Source organism: Hymenobacter negativus (assembly GCF_016056375.1).
Taxonomy (GTDB): Bacteria; Bacteroidota; Bacteroidia; order Cytophagales; family Hymenobacteraceae; genus Hymenobacter; species Hymenobacter negativus_A.
Genome location: NZ_JAEDAE010000001.1, coordinates 90,539 through 108,587 on the forward strand (window position 1 = coordinate 90,539; position 18,049 = coordinate 108,587).

Below are 18,049 nucleotides of genomic sequence, written 5' to 3' on the forward strand. Positions count from 1 at the left end.
GAGCCGGCAATCGGCCGGGCGTTGGGGACATTGGGGGCAAGCCCCGTCAGGGTTATGCCATTTCCCTGCCAGTTTGCGGCCAAACCAGTCACATTCACCCAAAACACACGCAATGCCCGGCAACATTGCGGCTGGTTTTGCCCGCTTGTTCTCAGTTTTTGCAATGACTACGTCCCGTTTGTGGCCCGTGTGGCTGCCCGCAGCTTTTTTGTTTCTGGCGTGCAGCCGCCAGCCCACCGCCAGCAGCGCCAGCCGGTTTGTGCCCGCGCCGCCGGTGGTGGATGGGCTGGCCACGGAGTGGACCGACTCGCTGCACTACGACCCCAACAGCAAGCTGCAATACCAGGTTCTGAACGACGGCCGCGCGGTGTACCTGCGCCTTAAAGCCGCCGACCCGGCCACCCAGGCCAGAATCGTGCGGCTGGGCCTCACGGTCTGGCTCGACACCACGGGGCGCAACCAACACCAATTTGGCGTGCATTTCCCGCTGGGCCAGCTGGGCGGGCGTGGTCCGGCCGAAAACCACGACCAGCAGCCGGATAACGCCACCAACTCACCGGCCGACCGCCAGGCTTCCCGGCGCGAGCGCATGACGCGCGTCATTGCCAACATGCGCGAGATGGAACTCTTCAACTACAAAGGCAGCAAAGAGCCCACCCTCACCGATGCTCAGTCACAGCTCGGCGTGAAAGCCGCCCTGGCCCTGGATACCCAGGAGGACCTGATTTACGAGCTGGCCGTGCCGATGCGCCTGCTCTACCATAAGCTGCCCGCGCTGGCCACCGGCCAAAAAGCCGTGGTCGGCATCACATTGGCTGGTGGCAAGCTCTCCATGCCCAGCCAGGGTGGGGGCGGAGGCGGCGGTATGCAGGGCGGCATGGGTGGCGGCATGCGCGGTGGGGGTGGAATGCGCGGCGGTGGCGGCATGCGTGGTGGCGGCTATGGCGGTGGGGGTATGCGAGGTGGCGGCGGATACGGCGGGGCACAAATGACCCCGCTTGCGCTGAAAACCAGCGTGCAGCTTAGCGCGAAGTAGCTGCCAGTGCTACTGCCGGCTGTTCATGTCCACGGTTTTGTAGCCGATGAGCAGGTCGGCGCGGGTGCCAGGCGGGCGGTAGTACACCAGCAGGTCGTACTGGTTTTCGGTTTCGTAGTGCGTGCCTTCGAAGTAAACTTCGTTCGGAGCCTTGCCAGTGGCGCCGGCCACGGCAAAATCGTAGTTGTAGTAGCCTTGCTTGAGCAGCGCGTGGCCGGTGTAGAGCTGCTGCGCCTCGTCGTATTTCAGCTTGAACTCATCCTTCAGCTGCCAGTCGGTGAGCGCGCCGAATACATAAACCGGACCGGGCGCGGGCTGCGGCGCCTTTAGCTGAAACTCCACGTCGGCGTAGTCGGCATTGGTGGCGCCGCTGCCGTATTCGCGGCTCTCGAACACGCGCTGGCCGTTGGAGTCCACGTATTGGTTATAAGCAGTTTGGCTGCGCGGCACCTCGGGCTGGAGCTGCACCGTGGTAACGGGCGTGGCGCGCGGGTCCACGTGCAGCACTCCGATGCCCACCGTCTGGATGGAGCGGGTGTCGAAATAGCGGTACTCGCTGAGGCCGGGGAATGCGTTTTCGAAGTTGAAATACTGGTACTCAAGCCGGCGCTCGGCGTCGCGCACGAAGGTGGGATGCAGGTTGTATTTGGCGTTGTCCCATCGGAAATTCTGGCGCAGCACCACCTTCACTTCCACGGCGGGATTCACCAAATCCACGGTGCCGTAGCCGATGCTGAAATCGAGCTGCTGCATGGTGAACCGCTCCTGCCCACCAATGACGATGCCTGGCGCCAGGCCCACATTCACCTGGTTCTCGTACACCAGCAGCCGGCGCGACAGCACCGGCACACCGCCCTGGCTCTGCACCACCAGCAGGTAGTTGCCGCTCAGCTTCACCTGCGGCGCGCGCAGCCGGTAGTGGTAATACGGCACTTTGGTGCCCGTGCCCACCCGGTAATCGGTGATGAGAAATTCGTTGATTTCGCTCAGAAACTGCATGTCCGTCAGCACCGAAGGTTGCCAGTCGGCATCGCAGTGAATGAGCTTGGCGGTGTAGCGCTGGCTTTGCTCGCCCAGCACGTCAAACTCCAGCACGATGCTCGGGCTCTGGCCCAGCGGCACCACCGGCGGCTGTAGCACCTCGTTGGGCTGGCCGGTGTTCACGTAGCACTGCACGCTGCGCACGTCGGGCGCGTAGGTGTAGTCCTGGTAGCGCAGGGTGCGGTCGGCGTAGTATTCCGGGGGCTTCTGGGTGCCGGGCGTGGTGCTGGTGATGGGGGTGCCCAGCGGCACGCAGGCGGTGGCGAGCAGGAGGGAGGCAAGGGGAAGGATACGCATGGGCCGAAAGTTACAGCAGCGGCGCGGGCTGGTCCGTATCCGGAACAGCGGAGCTGGTGCGCCAATGGCCACGCGTAAGTGGTGGGCTCATTCCCCCGGGCCGGCTTTGGCAGTACTCACGGTGCTTCCTATTGGTTCGGAGGCCATAAGTTTGCCGCTTAAACCAGGGCCTTGGCTCGTGGCTGAATTCCTGGCATTGTAAGCAGGTCAATCAAATCAAATAGACTATGACAAAGGGAAATGCCGCGTTGTCATCCGACCAACGCGAGGAGCTGCTCCGGACTCTAAGCGCCCGGTTTGAAAAAAACATGAGCCGCCACACAGGCCTCGAATGGGCCAGGGTGCAGGCAAGGCTGGATGCTCATCCCGAAAAGCTATGGGTTCTTGATAGCATGGAAGCGACTGGTGGCGAGCCTGATGTAGTAGGCATGGATGCGAAGACGGGCGAATATATTTTCTATGACTGCGCCGCCGAAAGCCCCGCCGGCCGCCGCAGCGTCTGCTACGACCGCGCCGGGCTGGAATCCCGAAAAGAGCACCGGCCGGAAAATAATGCCGTGGATATGGCCGCCGATTTGGGCATTGAGCTTCTAACGGAAGAGCAGTACCGCAACCTGCAAAAGCTGGGAAAATTCGATGCAAAAACGTCCAGTTGGTTGAAAACCCCGCCGGAAATCCGCAAGCTCGGCGGGGCCATTTTTGCCGATTTTCGCTTCGGTACCGTCTTCGTGTACCACAACGGCGCGCAGTCGTACTACGGCGGCCGGGGCTTTCGGGGCTCGCTGCGGGTTTGAGATATAGTCAGCTGATTTCAAGAAGAATTCAGGCGGATTGCCTATGAAAAAAGCCCCTTGCGCAGCTACTGCTGCGCAAGGGGCTTTCTGTTTTGAGCGGTTTTGGATTACACCTCCGCCAGCATTTCCCAACGGTCATTCAACTGCGCCAATTCCTTTTTCACCTGCTCAAATTTCACCGTCGCATCTTTCAGCTGCGCGGCGTTTTCGTAGATTTTGGGGTCGGCGAGCTGCTTTTCGTAGCCGGCCAGTTCCTTTTCCAGCACGTCGATTTTGGCTTCCACTTCGGCTAGTTCCTTGAGGGCTTTTTTCTGGTCGGGCGACGAAGTTTTGGCCGGCATGGGGTCAGCTTTTTTCTCCTCCTTGGGCTGCGGCTTGTTGGCCGACGGTGAGGGCAGGCCGGCTTTTTTGGCGGCTTTCTCGCGGTCGTCCTGCCACCGCTCGTACTCCTCGTAGGTGCCGGGGTACTCCTTCAGCTGGTAGTCTTCGATAAACCAGATTTTGGTGGCCACGTTTTCCACGAAGTACCGGTCGTGGCTGATGACGATGAACGTGCCCTCGTACTGCTCCAGCGCCTGGATGAGGATGTTCACCGACACCATGTCCAAGTGGTTGGTCGGTTCGTCGAGCAGCAGGAAGTTGGCTTCCGAAATCAGCGTTTTGGCCAGGGCCACGCGGCTTTTCTCGCCGCCGCTCAGCACCTTGATTTTCTTGAACACCTCGTCGCCCGTGAACAGAAACGAACCCAGCACCGAGCGCAATTCCATGTCGTTACGCTTCGAGCCGGCCTCGCTCATCTCCTGCAAAATCTCGTTGTCGAGCGTGAGGCTCTCGAGCTGGTGCTGGGCGTAGAACGACATAATCACGTTGTGGCCCAGCTGGTGCTTGCCTGCCGTGGGGGCCTCGGTGCCGGCCACCAGGCGCATCAGGGTCGATTTGCCCTTGCCGTTGGCCCCGATTAGCGCAATTTTATCGCCGCGCTCGATGTGCACGTTGGTGTCGCGGAAAATCAGCTTCTGGTCGTACTTCTTCGTCACGTGCTCCATGCGCAGGATGTGGCGGCCGGGCTCGACTTTGAAGGTGAACTTCATGTTGATTTTGGCCGCGTCCTGCGCCACGTCCTCAATGCGCTCCAGCTTGTCCAGGGCCTTCACGCGGCTCTGGGCCTGCTTGGCCTTGCTGGCCTTGGCCTTGAAACGCTCGATAAATCGCTCGGCCTGCCGAATCTGGGCCTGTTGGTTCTCAAAAGCGCCTTTCTGGATGAGGTTGCGCTCCTCTTTTTCTTCGAGGTAGTAGCTGTAGTTGCCGGCGTAGGGCACCAGCTTGCCGCCCAGTACTTCCACCGTGGTATTGGTAGTACGGTCGAGGAAGGCGCGGTCGTGGCTCACGATGATGACGGCGCCCTCGTAGTCGGCCAGGTAGTTCTCAATCCACTTGATACTGGGCAAGTCCAGGTGGTTGGTAGGTTCGTCAAGCAGCAGGAGGGAAGGCTGCTGGAGCAGGATTTTGGCCAGCATCACGCGCATGCGCCAGCCGCCCGAGAAGCTTTTCAGCGGTTTTTGCAGGTCTTCGGTCGAGAAGCCCAAGCCTTCCAGAATTTCCTCGGCGCGGGCTTGCATGGTGTAGCCGCCCAGTGCCTCAAACCGCTCCTGCATGGTGGCCAGCTTGTCCACCAAATCATCGGAATAATCGGTTTCGAAGAGTACCAGAATTTCGTCGATTTTCTTCTGCAATTCCAGCGCTTCCTCAAAGGCCTGCATGGCCACGTGCAGAATGCTTTCGTGCGTGTCGTAGCTCAGCAAATCCTGGTTGAGGAAGCCCAACGTCACTTCCTTGCTCATCGAAATCGAGCCACCGTCGGCCTTGTATTCGCCTACGAGTAGGCGCAGCAGCGTCGATTTGCCGGTGCCGTTGAGGCCGATGAGGCCGATTTTATCCTTGGGCTTGATGTGCAGGCTGGCGTTGTCGTACAGCGTGCGGGAGCCGAAGTGGAAGTCGAGGTCGGAGATTGAAATCATGGGGTCGCGGGGTATTCAGGCGCAAAGGTACGGCCGAGGAGGGGGCCGCCGGCTAAAAAACCGTGCTGCTGGAATACGCAACCGCCAAACCGGACCGGAAAGTGCGAAACGGCACCGTCCGCTCGGGTTGGTTCGGCATAACCAATTAGTTGGAGCCCTATTTAGATGGACCCTTCGGCAGTGGGGCCTGGTCCTGCGCTTCGCTTAGCTTCTGGGCTATTTTCTGCGGCACGCCCGCGTTGTTGAACAGGCCGCTTACCACGCCCTGCCGCCAGAGCGCAAACACCGAAAAGCGCGGTTCGCGGGTGCTTTTCATTTCGCCGGTCACCAGCTCGCCGCGCTTGCGCGGGTTCTGGTCGCGAATCACGATGACGTTGACGGCCTTCGAAATAACTCGCTTAATGAGGGTTTTCTTGACTTCCTCGTGCTTGTAGCCCAGCAGTTCCATCTGCAAACCAGTGTATTCGGCCCACATGGTGCCGGTGGTGCCCTGGCGGTCCACCCGCATATCGAACCGGATGCGCTGAGCCTGGCCGCGCTTGAACTCCACCAGCTTGGTGGGCACAGTCATAGAATTGAGCATAGCAAACGGACCGGGTCCAAACACGCCCCAGATATGGTGGCGGCCTTTAGGGTTGAGCAAATACACGGATAACTGCGCATCGAGCCGGCACTGGTTTTGGAGGTAGGTGGTGGCCCGGCCGGTGAGGGGCGTGGCGGGCGTCTGGTGCCGCCGGTCGTTGCTCAGGTTCAGGAACGTACCGTTGAATCGGTTGATGTTCATGGTGCCGGTGATGGGCGTGAGCGGGCTGCGGTAGGTGGTGTAGAGGTTGCCGTTCACGAGGTCGAGGCGGGGCACGTCGACGATTACGGGCAGGTTGAGCATCTCCTCGGGCGAGATTTTGGACTTGTTCGGGTTGATGGGCCCGCGGCCGTCGGAGGCAATGGTGACGACCGGGCTTTGCACGGTGGCGCGCTTCATCCGAAAATCGCCGTGGTTCACCAGCCCCACAAAATCGAGCCCGGCCAGCGCCAGCCGCTTCACTTTAATGGTGACGGCCGGGGCCTGGTAGCCCTTGTGCAGGTTCATCCCGATAGGCGAGAAACGGGGGCGCAGTAGCATGTCGCTGAATGTCAGCTGATGGGCATCGGTGTCGAGGTGCACGTGCTGGCTGCTGGCCCGATAAAAAGGGCGGTCGAAGGGGGCAGAAAACCGGCCGGTATTCAGCACCCAAGCGCGGGCGTAGGCAATGCGGGCCGGGTCGATGTTCGCCACCGAATCGATGCGGATGGATTTGCCGGTCGCGTTCAGGTCGCGCACGTGAGGAGCATGCCGCCAGCGGCCGAAGCGCACGTCGGCGTGGTTCACGCGCACCACGGCCAGGTCGGAGCGGCGCAGCTGTTTCGAGAGTAGCTTCCAGAAGGGCGGAGGGGGCTGCACGGGCGGCGTGAAATCGAGGTCCGGCCGGTCCAGCACCAGGCTCTGGGCCTTGAAATGGCGTTGTTGCAATGCCTTGGAATCGAGGCCAGCCAATGCCAGGCCGGGCAGCTTGAGGTCGACACGCACGCCGCCGGGCTTGCCCTGGCCCGGCGCGGGCGGCCGAATCCGCACCGAGCGCAGGTCAAACGTTCCTTTCGCGGTTGATAAATGCACACTGCCCAGCGCCAGCGCATGCGCCTCCACCGTGGCTTGGCTGCGGCCCAGCGCCACTTCCCAGGCATTGGCAAAGAAAATGCGCTGCGCATCGGGCGCATTCAATGAATCAAAATGAATGGCCGTGCCCGCCACTTGCAGGCCGTGGATGACGGGATTTGCCGCTGCGCCCTGCACCCGCACGTAGCCTTCCTGCACAGCCAGATGCGCCAAATCCAGGCTTTTTAGATATTCCAGAGGTGATGTTGCCTTTCCCGCTGAGCCTGTAGCGGGCAAACTGGCGGTGAGCTGCGGCTGCCGAATCAGCAGTGAATCGGCCCGAAACCGGTGCTGGTGCTGCAACTCCGCCGCCCGCAACCCGGTGAGGAGCAGGCGCGGCAGCGTCAAATCAATGCGGGGCTTACCGGCGGTGGCATTTCCCAGCGGTTGCACCCGCCCAGAGTCGAGTTGGATGCGCTGGTCAGCGGTCGAAACAGTGAGCCCGGCCACGGCTAGCTGGTGGCCGCCCGCGTGCCCCTGCGCGTGTTGCAGCCGCAAATTCCAGCCAATAGCATAGCCCAGACGCTGCGAATCGGCCGCGCCGGCCGCGCTGATGAGCAGGTTCTGGGCGCTCAGGTCGGCGCGGCGAAATTGAGCCGTGGGCTGATTTTGCGTGCCGCCGGGCTGGTAGTTGGCCTGAATATGTTGCAAGCCAAAATAGCCGATATCCAGGCCTTTGAGCTTGAGCGGTAGTTTTTCGTGCAGTGGCTTACCAGCGTTTTTGGTGGGTTTATGAGCCAATGCCAGTACTTCAACCCGGGCCGAATCCAGCACCACGCTATCAACTGGCACCACGCCCTTCCGCAACAGCGCCAGCAGGCCGATACCCGTGATATCGATTTGGGCCACGTCGAGCCGGATGCGGGGCAGGGTATCGGCCACGGTGGCGGCGGGGCGCAGGCGCAGGTCGCTGAGCCGAATGACGCGCTGCCACAGGCTGGTGTGCAGGGCGCCCACTTGCAGACGGTACTGGCCGTGGGTTTGGGTGCTTACTTGCTGCACCAGCTTTCGGCGCAGCCACGGGTCGAGCATGCGTTGGGCCACCAGGGTGAGCACGAGCAGCACCGCCGCCACGCCCAGCAGCCACCAAACCCAGCGACGGGGCCGGGGCGAAGGAGCTTCGGGCGCACGGGGTGCGGCAGGAGACGGAAGGGCGGTGGGTGCAGCTAGTTCGGACACGGTATTTGGCGGAAAGTGGATAACGCAAACGGCCCTTGGTAGGGTTGTGCTCCAGCCCGCTGAGTCGATGAAAAGGCGCAATTCCCCGACCAGTCAGCTGGTTAAAAATGCCGGCCGGCTTACCGTAGCTTCGGCCGGATTCATTACTTTTAGGCCATGCCTACCCCATCCGCCGCCGACGCCCTGGGCGCGGCCCTGCTGGCTTCTTTCCGCCACAGCTTTCAGCAATATAAAACCCTGGCCGACCGCGCCCTGGGCCAGCTCAGCGATGCCGAATGGCTGCACCGGCCCGCGCCGGGCAGCAACAGCGCTGCCGTCATCGTGCAGCACATGGCCGGCAACCTGCGCTCGCGCTTCACCGATTTCCTGACCACCGACGGCGAGAAGCCCACCCGTCAGCGCGACCAGGAATTTGAGGAGCCCCAGAGCGCGGCCGGCATTCCGGCGCTGCGGCAGGAGTGGGAAGCCGCCTGGCAAGTCTTGTTCGATTTGCTGAACGAGCTGCAACCGGCCGATTTGCTGCGCACCGTTACCATTCGGGGCGAGGCGCACTCGGTGCTGGAGGCCGTGCAGCGGCAGGTGGCGCATTATGCTTCACACGTAGGCCAACTGGTGCAGCTGGCTAAAATCATTCGGGGCGATGATTTTCAATCCTTAAGCATCCCGCGCGGCCAAAGCCAGCAGTTCAACCAAGCCATGCAGGACCGAAAATAGGGACGCTCGTGCATCTACTTGGCCGTCCTCCCGTAAGCAACATGCCAATGATTCAGCCTGATTTTCTGCCCGGCTGCCCCGCCGAGAACACCGATTGGCCCCCGCCCCATATGCTTGCCATCACCACCCTGCTCACGCCTCCTCACGCCGCGCACATCAACCGCATCATCAAGCGCTTAGAGAAAAAGTTCGGGCTCGACGACGTGCAGGCCACCCCCGACCCGCACCTGACCTACCAGCTGGCCGGCGTGCACAAGCTCTCGGCCCTGAAGGAAGTATTAGCCGATGTGGCCGCCACCACCGAGCCTTTTTCGGCCTTCACCACCGGCCTGGGCGTGTTTCCGGGCGAGCGGCCGGTTATCTACATCCCCGTGCTGCGCTCCGACGCCCTCAATGCCCTGCACCACCGCATCATCGAGGCCACCGCGCCACTGTGCCTGCGCACCGACAAGTTCAGCGGCCCTGATTGCTGGCTGCCGCACATTTCCCTGGCCCTGCACGACACCACCCCCGACCTGCTCGGTCCGGTGTTGAGCTACCTCAACGAAGAAACCTACAACCTGAAAATTGAGATAAATAACCTCGCCATCCTGCGTCAGCAAGGCGACTTGTTCCTGCAGGAAGAAACCTTCCAGCTGGGGGTGGAACAGGCAGTGCTAAAAGAAAAATAGGCTAGCAGGACAGTGTAGCCGGTCCATTTAAGCATCAAACCCCACTATACCGACGGCGGAATCTGGGTGCCGTTGTCAAGGCTCTGCCATAGGTACTTGCAGGCCAGCGAGCGGTAGGGCCGCCAGGACTCGGCAATCACAATCATGCGTTTTTGCAGAGCGCGGCCGGTTTCTTCCAGGCCGTAGTGCTTGCGCATGGCGTTTTGCACGCCCAGGTCGCCTTCGGCAAACACATCGGGCTGGTCGAGGGCGAATATCTGGAGCATCTGGGCCGTCCAGCGGCCCACGCCTTTGATGGCGGTAAGGTGCTGGGTAAAGGCCTCCTCCGAAAGGCTGGTGAGGTGTTCGTAGTCGAGCAGGCCCCGCTCGTTGTACTCGGCAATGGCTTTGAGGTAGCCGGCCTTCTGGCGCGAGAGGCCCACGGCGCGCAGCTCGTCCTCACTCAGCGCCAGCACTTCGCGCGGCTCGGGGTAGCCCTCGGGCGGAAACAATGCCTGGAAGCGCTTCCAGATGGCCGCCGCCGCTTTGGTCGAAATCTGCTGGCTTACGATGGCGCGCAGCAGGGCTAAGTACAGGTCTTCGTGGGGGCGCGGATGAATGTCGCGGCCGTTGGCAATGACGGCCCCGAGAATCGGGTCGACGGCCGAAAGGTGTTCGATGGCGGCTTGGTTGAGCATTTAGCGGGGCGTAAGGTGGGAGTAGCGCGACTTGTCCGGTAAGTCGTCGGGGTTAACGGGCAGCATAATGATATCGAGCACGTCGCCGGTCGGGGAGAGGCGCAGGGCCGTGAGGTTGCGCCCGAATACCGCGCCCGTGTCGATGTACATGGTGTGGGAATCGGGGTCGTGGATGGGTTCGCCGTCATCCATGGGGGTGTGGCCCACCACTTGCAGCTGCGGAAGGCGCCGCAGCGGCCCTCGCCGCCACAAGATGCCGTCGGAACTGTCGCGGTCCAGGGCCAGCTCCAGCGGGATGTCGGCCAGACCGGCGTGGCTTACCAGCACATGGTCATTTTGCCACAGCAGCGGGCGTTGTTCGAGCCAAGGCAGGTGCCGGGCAAGTAGTTTGGGCTGCCGCTTATATTGGTCGGTGGTGCTGCGTCCGCCCCAGTTCAGCCAGCCGGGGTAGGGACCCTGAGGGCTGAAGTGGTGCAGCAGAGCATCCTCGTGGTTGCCCATCAGGAAGGTGGTCGACTCGGGGTACTGCTCGTTCAGCTGCCGGGCCAGCTCCACGGTTTCGGGAATATGGGCTCCCCGGTCCACCAAATCGCCCACCTGAATGAGGTAGTCGGTGGCCGGGTTCCAGCGCTTCAGCATTTCGCTGAAAGTATAAAAGCACCCGTGCACATCGCCAATGATGAATAGATTCATGGCTTTGAAAACAGTGAAAAGAGGGCGGAAAGGTCCTGCCGGAAAGGTTTTAGCCGTGTTTTTTTGCCGCATCCGTATTTGGCTGCGCCACGCCCAGCCAGCGCACCAGTGGCCCGATAGTAAGGCCCTGGCCGATAATCGAAAACACCACCACCACGTAGGTAATGCCCACTAGCAGCTCGCGCGGCATGGTGGCCGGCAGGCTCAGGGCCAGCGCCACCGACAGCCCCCCACGCAGCCCGCCCCAGGTGAGCACGGCCAGGCTGTGGTCGGAAGCCCGGAAGGTGTTGCGTACCCGCAGCAGCCCCAGCGGCAGGGCCACTGCCGCCAGCCGCGCCGCCAGCACCACCGCAATGGCCGCCAGCCCCGCCAGCACTGTGCGCCCGGGAATGTGCAGCACCAGCACTTCCAAGCCCATCAGCACAAAGAGCAGCGCGTTCAACACCTCATCAATCAGCTCCCAGAACTTGTCTACGTAGTCCTGCGACGCATCCGAAAGCATGCCGCCGCTGCGGCTGAAGTGGCCCACCAGCAGCCCGGCCATCACCATAGCCAACGGTCCGGACGTGTGCAGGTACGTGGCCAGGGCCGTGCCGCCGGCCACCAGCGCCAGCGTAATAAGCACCTCTACCTGGTAGTTGTCGATGGTGCGCAGCAACCAGCCCGCGCCCAGCCCCAGGGCCGTGCCCAGGGCCAGCCCGCCCACCGTTTCGCGCAGAAATATGGCGAGGGCGTGGCTGAGCGTCACGTCGCCCGGCCCCAGCAGGGCCACTTCCAGCGTCACCACAAACAGCACCACGCCCACGCCGTCGTTGAACAGCGACTCGCCCACAATCTTCGTTTCCAGTGATTTCGGAATGTTGGCTTTGGTCAGTATGCTCAGCACCGCCACTGGGTCGGTGGGTGAAATCAGCGCCCCAAACAGCAGGCAGTAGATGAATGGCGTGGGCAGCCCAAACCACGGCAGCAGCAGGTACATGGCCCCCGCCACCAGCGCCGTACTCAGGGGCGTGCCCACCAGTGCCAGCACGCTCACCGGCCAACGCAGCCGTCCCAGGCTGCGGGTATCAACGTGAATAGCGCCCGCAAACAGCAGAAACCCCAGCATCACCTGCATCACGATGGTGCTGAAGTCGAGCCGGTTCACCAGCCTTGCAAACTCCAGCACCGGCGTCACCTCAAACTGCGCCAGCCCCACCAGCGCCAGCGACGCCACCAGCCCCAGCACCATCAGCCCAATGGCGGTGGGCATTTTCAGAAAACGCAGATTGACGTAGGCAAAAGCCGCCGCAATGACGAGCAGGAGCGCAAGGGCAGTGTAGAGGTCCACGGTGGTTGAGGCAAATGAGTACGAAGAATACGTTTGTCATCCTGAGCGTAGCGAAGGACCTTATCACGTTTGCAACGGTTGGATTACTGCAAGCTATTCAGTTGTTATAAAGTCCTTCGCTGCGCTCAGGATGACAAACCGAGTCACTCATTCACTCATTGAACCCAGTGCCGCTTCAATGCGCGCCACCATCGCATCATCCACGTCCAGATGCGTTACAAAGCGAATCCACTGCGGCCCGAAGCTGCTGGCCCGGATGCCCTGCGCCTCCAATGCGGCCAGGAAATCGGCGGCGGGTAGTGTATCATGCAAGCGGAAGATGACGAGGTTGGTTTCCGGGTTCAGCACCTCGGCCACGTAGGGCTGCCGGCGCAGCGTGGCGGCCAGCTGGGCGGCGCGGCGGTGGTCGTCGGCCAGGCGGTCGACGTGGTTTTCCAGCGCGAAAAGTCCGGCGGCGGCCAGGTAGCCGGCCTGCCGCCACCCGCCGCCCATCACCTTGCGAATGCGCTTGCACTTCTTAATAAAATCGGCCGAGCCCAGCAGCACCGAGCCCACCGGCGCCCCCAGGCCCTTGCTCAAACACACCGAAATAGAGTCGAACAACTGCCCGTAATCTTCGCTGCGCTGGCCGGTAGCCACCAATGCGTTGAAAATGCGTGCGCCGTCGAGGTGCCGCGCCAGGCCGTGCTTTTTCGCCACTTCGCTGATGGCCTGCAAATCTTCCAGCGAATAGCAGCTGCCGCCGCCGCGGTTGTGCGTGTTTTCCAGGCACACCAGGCGGGTGGTGGGGTAATGCACGTTTTCGGGCCGAATGGCGGCCTCCACCTGCGCGGCCGTGAGGCGGCCCCGCTCGCCCGGCAGCAGCGCCACCGACGCCCCCGAGTGAAACGCAATGCCGCCCACTTCCCACAAATACACGTGGGCCGTCTGCTCGCAAATCACCTCGCTCAGCGGCTCGGTATGGGCCTTGATGGCAATCTGATTGGTCATGGTGCCCGAGGGGCAAAACAGGCCGGCCTCCAACCCGAAACGGGCGGCGGCGGCTTCTTCGAGGCGGCGCACGGTGGGGTCTTCCTCGTACACATCGTCGCCCACGGGGGCGGCCCACATGGCGGCCAGCATGGCAGGGGTGGGGCGCGTCACGGTATCGGAGCGCAAATCAGCTAGGGGCAGTTCGGGTTTTTCAGTAGGCATAAGCGGTAATAGAGGGAAGCGGCTAATCGAAAAAGAGCGCAGCACAAGCAGTCCGAAATTTCGGGAGTGCCGCAGATTGGCGCTACGGAAATTCGGAACCAGGCCGGGTGGCCGGGGCAAAAGTAGCGCCCGAAACCCGGCGACTGCCCCTTGCCCGAATGCGCAGTAATTCAGCAAAATGCCTCGCAGGCTTGCACTTTCAAAATGAAAGCCCTACTTTTGCCCTCCGTTTCGTAAGCCCTAGACTCTAATCATTCCGGCACCATGACCGTTACCCGCCTCAAGCGCAAGCACCGCAAGAACATTGCCCGCGCCAACAACAAGCAGCACATCATTAAGGAGTTGCTCCGCACGCCCGTCCTGAAAAACGTGGACCTGGAAGAGCTGAAATCGCGCTTCACCACCACCGCAACTGCTGCTCCCGCCGCCAAAGCTCCTGCCAAAAAGGCTGCTAAAACCACCGAAACGGCCGACAACGCCGCCGCTTTCGATGCTGCTGATGCCGTGACCAAGCCGGTGAACGCCGACGGTCAGGAAGGCGAGCACCCCAAGCCTGAAATTGCTCTGTAAGTAATTTTCCGTTGGCCAGCGTGCCGGGCTAAAGCAATTTGGCCGGTTTCGTTGGCTAGGCCCAAAATTCGACAAGCCCCGTTTCCTGTTTTGCAGGTTGCGGGGCTTGTTGGCTTTCTCATGGGCAGCGCGGATTGCTGTGCTCCGTTGCATTCTGCTTGCAATGACAGACGGCCTTAACTGCTGCGCTTACCCAATTCCACGGCCTGCAAATCCACCACCTTGCCGCCGTCGATACCAAAGCGCAGCAGCGTGCGCACCTGATGGAAGCCGTGGCGCCCGGCCGCGCCCGGGTTGAGGTGCAGCAGGTGGCGGCGCGGGTCGGGCATTACCCGCAAAATGTGCGAGTGCCCGGTGACGAACAGCCCCGGCCGCACCTGGTCGAGCAGGGGCCGGGCGGCGGGCGCATAGTGCCCAGGGTAGCCGCCAATGTGGGTAATCAAAACCCGCAGTCCCTCAATTTCAAAGTCTTGAACCAAGGGCTGGGTGCGGCGTACGTCCGTGCCGTCGATATTGCCGTACACGCCCCGAAAGCGCGGCGCTAAGGCCTGCAATTCGTCCACCACACGGGCATCGCCGAAATCGCCGGCGTGCCAAATTTCGTCGCAGTCGCGCAGATGATGCGCAATTCGCTCGTCGAGGTAGCCGTGGGTGTCGGAAAGCAGGCCAATACGTGTCATGCCGTAAAGATGGGGGCGGCCGGCAAATCGGCCCATTCCCGTATCTTGCAGCCGCTACCACCGACCAGCCTCTTAATTTTATTTCCTGACGTCGGCGGCCTTCTCTAGGCCGATGTCTTCCCTCAATTCGCTTTTCCCGATGAACATTTTCATCAACGACATTCCGCTGGTTATCAAGAAGCTCAGCGAAAAAGTGTACAAGCACAAGTTCGACCTCATCCTGAGTCCCGACGATGACTTCACATCGAAAGACCTGGTAGGTGATGTGCTGGTGCGCGACGCCGGCCCGCTGTTCATCGACCGTCTGCTGCGCCTGATGGAAGTGAAGAAGCTGAAAAAGCTGAAGTCGCTGACCATGTTGGTCAAAAAGAAAAAATTCATCACCCTGCACTTCAAAGACCAGTTCAAAATTGCCAAGGCCGGCGGCGGGCTGGTGGTGAAAGGCGACCAGGTGCTGATGATTTACCGCCTCGGCAAGTGGGACCTGCCCAAGGGCAAGCTCAAGAGCGATGAGGACCAGGCCGCTGGTGCCCTGCGCGAAGTGGAGGAAGAAACGAACATCAAGCTCGAACTCGGCGAAGAACTGCCGAGTACCTGGCACAGCTACGCCTACAAAGGCAACAAGATGCTGAAGAAAACCAGCTGGTTCCTCATGAAGTGCCTCGACGACAGCCTGATGAAGCCCCAAACCGAGGAGTATATTGAGGAAGTGCGTTGGATGTCGCCGCAGGAAGCCCTGGCCAAACTGGAAGATTCCTATGCCTCCATCGCGCTGGTGGTGCGCCACTACCTGAGCGAAATGGCCGGCAAGCCCAAGGCCACCAAAGAACCGGCGAGCGGGAAGTAACCGTACATTACCGGGCAATGCAGTGGTTTCAGAAAACGGTGATTGGTATGCTCATGGTGGGCGTGGGGGCCTGTTCGGGCGCCCACGAGCCCAACCATGACCGCGCCGCGCCCTCCGCTGCCGCCCCGGCCCTGAAACTGCCGCAGCTGAATGTGTCGGCGCTGCTGCCGCTCACCATTGATGAGATAAGCCAGCAGCTAGGCCCGCGCCTGCCCGTGCCGGATTCCTTCACCGACCCCACGCGGGTGCCCTCCATCCACTCCGACGAGCGACTGGATTCGACGGTGCTATTTCAGCACCGGGGCCTGACCATGGTGGTGGGCTATGATGCCCGCACACGCCGGGTGAATGAGTTGCTGTTGATGGGCAGCAACGAAAACGAGCTGATGACCCGCAGTGGCCTGCGGCTCAACTCGCCGGACTATCTGGTGCTGCCATTTTTTCAGCGGAACCGCCCCACCCAGCTCATGGGCCTGCGGGTGCTGGCACTGGCGCTCAGCCAGTAACCACCGCGCTACTGCGCCAGAGGCGGCAGCGGAAATGGCAGAAAAGCATCGACATTGCCCCCAAAACGGTGAATGTCGCGGATGATGGTGCTGCTGATGGCGCCCAGCGTGGGCGAGGTCAGCAGAAATACTGTTTCCAGGCCGGCATTGAGGTGTTGGTTGCCGTAGGCAATGGGCTTTTCGTATTCGAAATCGGGGCTGTTGCGCAGGCCGCGCAACAAAAAGCCGGCGCCGGTTTCGCGGGCAAACTCGGCCGTGAGGCCTTTGAAGGTGCGCACCGAAACCCGGGGGTCCCGTTCGAATAGCCCGGCAATCAGCCCTTGCATCTGCTCAACCGGCAGGTAGCGCTGCTTGCTGCTGTTGGTGCCGATGGCAATGATGACGTGGTCGAACAGCGCCAGCCCGCGCTGCACAATATCGAGGTGGCCATTGGTAAACGGGTCGAAGGAACCGGGGAAAAGGGCAATGCGAGGCATTGGGGAAAAGTTTTGAGTTAAAAGTTATGAATTATGAGTTAGGTGTTTCAACTGGCACGATGACAACGCATAACTTTTAACTCATAATTCATAACTCCGCTACGCGAAGTGCAGGCTGAGCAGGTCGAAATAGCGGTACTCGTACACGTCGTTGAGCCGGTAACTGTACTGCACATTGCCGGGCCGGGTGCCAAAATGCACGTTGCGCACGTAGGTGCGCAGCAGGCTGAACACGGCCGAATCGGGCGTGAGCTCGCCCCACACGGTCACGTCGTCTTGGTCGGGGTCGAGGGCCAGCTCCTGCATCACGAGGATGGTGTAGTACACCACGTCTTCGGCGGTAGTGCAGGGGAACACGTTGCAGTATTCGAGGTGCTGGCCCAGTACCACCAGCGTCAGCTCCTGTGGGCCGGGGTTAAGGTACAGCCGGCGCGGGGAGGCTGCCCCGCGCTGGTGCACCAGCCCGGCCAGCAGCGCGCTGGTGTGGTGCAGCAGGCGGCCGGTGGCGCCGTAGGTGGCGGTTAGCCACTCAGCCAGGGCCGCATCAGCAGCAAATACGTTCACCAGCTCCAGGCCGGGGTGGGTGGTGTGGCGCACCACCTCGCTGGGTGTAGGGGTATGGTGCAGGCGCAGGGCCGCGGCCTCGTCGCCGGCCCGGAACAGCGGGGCCGGCAGTAGCGTGAAGGCGCGCCCCGTGACGGCCAGCCGCACCGCATTCCAGCCCCGCAGGCCCAGGAAATCGTGTTGGGCAGCCAGGGCCGGCACGCCGCCAGTGGGCAGCTGGTAGTCCTCAAGCACTACAAACTTGCGCCGTTCCACGTCGGCCACGGCTACGTGCAGGCGGGCCGGGCTGGCCAGCAGATACAAGTTGTAGGCCCCCAGATTGGCGGGGTCGAACGTTTCATCGCGCAGGCGCAACAGGGGCGGCAACGCCGCCGACGCAAAAGAGGCTGAGGTAGTAGGAGCAGGCACGAATCGAAGCTAAGCAGGCCAACGGCCGGGGCTAAAGATAAGGCCGCGCTTGGGGAAGCCGCGAAAACCGGGACGGGTGGAATCAGCCGACTGCCGCCATCCCCCGCTTAAGCAGCGCAGGATTAATTTAGACGAAGCGGAACTGGGGCACGAACAGGTCGTCGGGGCTGAGCATCATGCGCAGCAACGGATGCACCTGCGCTGGGGGCAGTTGCATCAGCTGCCGGGGTGTAAGCCACTGTAAATCTGTAAGTAGCTGGTGGTCGGCGGCGTGTTCGGGGTCGTGGCCCAGAATGGGTTGGGCGTCGGCGTCAGCTATTACTTCGAAGAAAAGCTCCAGGGCCTGGAGCTTATCGGTGCTGAATTCGTGCAGATGCAGAAAGCGCCCCACACGAACCGTCAGGCCGGTTTCTTCCCGAAATTCCCGCACCAAAGCTTCTTTAATGCTCTCGCCAAACTGCCAGCCCCCGCCCGGCGGCGACCAGAACGGCGCTTCCGTGGGCAGCAGTCCCCGGTGGCCCGCCAGCAGCATGCCACCATCGCGCAGCAGCAGCCCCCCAACCCGCACCCTAACTTTACCGGAATATGCCTGCAGGAGGGTGTCGGGGGAGGTATTCGGCGAAACAGGCATAGCTAAGTTGGAAGGATGAAAGGCCGCCGG

At 61.7% G+C, this 18,049-nt stretch carries 18 protein-coding genes; 7 read left to right on the forward strand and 11 right to left on the reverse strand.

Annotated elements, in window-relative coordinates; translation table 11 throughout:
- The first annotated feature begins 163 nt into the window (after positions 1 to 163).
- Complete coding sequence (locus I7X13_RS00470) at positions 164 to 1,036, forward strand: hypothetical protein (protein WP_198073949.1); 873 nt, start codon at positions 164 to 166, stop codon at positions 1,034 to 1,036.
- 9 nt (positions 1,037 to 1,045) lie between these two features.
- On the opposite strand, the gene I7X13_RS00475 is transcribed toward I7X13_RS00470, so the two are convergent.
- Positions 1,046 to 2,374, reverse strand: a complete 1,329-nt coding sequence (locus tag I7X13_RS00475) for a type IX secretion system plug protein (RefSeq protein WP_198073950.1) — start codon at positions 2,372 to 2,374, stop codon at positions 1,046 to 1,048.
- 227 nt (positions 2,375 to 2,601) lie between these two features.
- Here I7X13_RS00475 and I7X13_RS00480 point away from each other — a divergent pair, with 227 nt between their 5' ends.
- Positions 2,602 to 3,168, forward strand: a complete 567-nt coding sequence (locus I7X13_RS00480) for a DUF4256 domain-containing protein (RefSeq protein WP_198073951.1) — start codon at positions 2,602 to 2,604, stop codon at positions 3,166 to 3,168.
- 107 nt (positions 3,169 to 3,275) lie between these two features.
- Here I7X13_RS00480 and I7X13_RS00485 read toward each other — a convergent pair whose 3' ends face one another.
- A complete protein-coding gene (locus tag I7X13_RS00485; RefSeq protein ID WP_198070212.1) occupies positions 3,276 to 5,186 on the reverse strand; it encodes an ABC-F family ATP-binding cassette domain-containing protein in 1,911 nt (636 codons plus the stop codon).
- Positions 5,187 to 5,343: 157 nt separating this feature from the next.
- Positions 5,344 to 8,058, reverse strand: a complete 2,715-nt coding sequence (locus I7X13_RS00490) for an AsmA family protein (RefSeq protein WP_198073952.1) — start codon at positions 8,056 to 8,058, stop codon at positions 5,344 to 5,346.
- Positions 8,059 to 8,214: 156 nt separating this feature from the next.
- Here I7X13_RS00490 and I7X13_RS00495 point away from each other — a divergent pair, with 156 nt between their 5' ends.
- Both I7X13_RS00495 and I7X13_RS00500 read left to right on the forward strand, forming a co-directional pair.
- Positions 8,215 to 8,772: a DUF1572 family protein gene (locus tag I7X13_RS00495; RefSeq protein ID WP_198073953.1), complete on the forward strand. Its 558-nt coding sequence runs from the start codon at positions 8,215 to 8,217 to the stop codon at positions 8,770 to 8,772.
- Between the two features lie 47 nt (positions 8,773 to 8,819).
- Positions 8,820 to 9,443, forward strand: a complete 624-nt coding sequence (locus tag I7X13_RS00500; RefSeq protein ID WP_198070215.1) for a 2'-5' RNA ligase family protein — start codon at positions 8,820 to 8,822, stop codon at positions 9,441 to 9,443.
- A gap of 44 nt (positions 9,444 to 9,487) precedes the next feature.
- Here I7X13_RS00500 and I7X13_RS00505 read toward each other — a convergent pair whose 3' ends face one another.
- The 4 genes from I7X13_RS00505 to I7X13_RS00520 all read right to left on the reverse strand — a co-directional run bounded on the left by I7X13_RS00505 (position 9,488) and on the right by I7X13_RS00520 (position 13,337).
- Complete coding sequence (locus tag I7X13_RS00505) at positions 9,488 to 10,120, reverse strand: DNA-3-methyladenine glycosylase family protein (protein WP_198073954.1); 633 nt, start codon at positions 10,118 to 10,120, stop codon at positions 9,488 to 9,490.
- Positions 10,121 to 10,813: a metallophosphoesterase family protein gene (locus I7X13_RS00510; RefSeq protein ID WP_198073955.1), complete on the reverse strand. Its 693-nt coding sequence runs from the start codon at positions 10,811 to 10,813 to the stop codon at positions 10,121 to 10,123.
- A 49-nt stretch (positions 10,814 to 10,862) separates the two neighbouring features.
- Positions 10,863 to 12,143: a cation:proton antiporter gene (locus I7X13_RS00515; protein ID WP_198073956.1), complete on the reverse strand. Its 1,281-nt coding sequence runs from the start codon at positions 12,141 to 12,143 to the stop codon at positions 10,863 to 10,865.
- 147 nt (positions 12,144 to 12,290) lie between these two features.
- A complete protein-coding gene (locus I7X13_RS00520; protein ID WP_198070219.1) occupies positions 12,291 to 13,337 on the reverse strand; it encodes a threonine aldolase family protein in 1,047 nt (348 codons plus the stop codon).
- Positions 13,338 to 13,601: 264 nt separating this feature from the next.
- On the opposite strand from I7X13_RS00520, the gene I7X13_RS00525 reads away from it, so the two are divergent.
- Positions 13,602 to 13,907: a hypothetical protein gene (locus I7X13_RS00525; RefSeq protein ID WP_198070478.1), complete on the forward strand. Its 306-nt coding sequence runs from the start codon at positions 13,602 to 13,604 to the stop codon at positions 13,905 to 13,907.
- 176 nt (positions 13,908 to 14,083) lie between these two features.
- Here I7X13_RS00525 and I7X13_RS00530 read toward each other — a convergent pair whose 3' ends face one another.
- Entirely contained in the window at positions 14,084 to 14,587 is a 504-nt protein-coding gene (locus I7X13_RS00530; RefSeq protein WP_198073957.1) for a metallophosphoesterase family protein, read from the reverse strand.
- 139 nt (positions 14,588 to 14,726) lie between these two features.
- Between I7X13_RS00530 and I7X13_RS00535 the strand changes: the two genes are divergently transcribed.
- Positions 14,727 to 15,434, forward strand: coding sequence for an NUDIX hydrolase (locus I7X13_RS00535; RefSeq protein WP_198070460.1), 708 nt, complete (start codon positions 14,727 to 14,729; stop codon positions 15,432 to 15,434).
- A 17-nt stretch (positions 15,435 to 15,451) separates the two neighbouring features.
- Positions 15,452 to 15,940, forward strand: a complete 489-nt coding sequence (locus I7X13_RS00540; protein WP_198070221.1) for a hypothetical protein — start codon at positions 15,452 to 15,454, stop codon at positions 15,938 to 15,940.
- A gap of 8 nt (positions 15,941 to 15,948) precedes the next feature.
- Here I7X13_RS00540 and coaD read toward each other — a convergent pair whose 3' ends face one another.
- From coaD to I7X13_RS00555, 3 genes are all read right to left on the reverse strand, one after another.
- Entirely contained in the window at positions 15,949 to 16,416 is a 468-nt protein-coding gene (gene coaD, locus I7X13_RS00545) for a pantetheine-phosphate adenylyltransferase (RefSeq protein WP_198073958.1), read from the reverse strand.
- A 99-nt stretch (positions 16,417 to 16,515) separates the two neighbouring features.
- A complete protein-coding gene (locus I7X13_RS00550; RefSeq protein WP_198073959.1) occupies positions 16,516 to 17,388 on the reverse strand; it encodes a DUF3822 family protein in 873 nt (290 codons plus the stop codon).
- A 127-nt stretch (positions 17,389 to 17,515) separates the two neighbouring features.
- Complete coding sequence (locus tag I7X13_RS00555) at positions 17,516 to 18,019, reverse strand: NUDIX domain-containing protein (protein WP_198073960.1); 504 nt, start codon at positions 18,017 to 18,019, stop codon at positions 17,516 to 17,518.
- Positions 18,020 to 18,049: the final 30 nt, after the last annotated feature.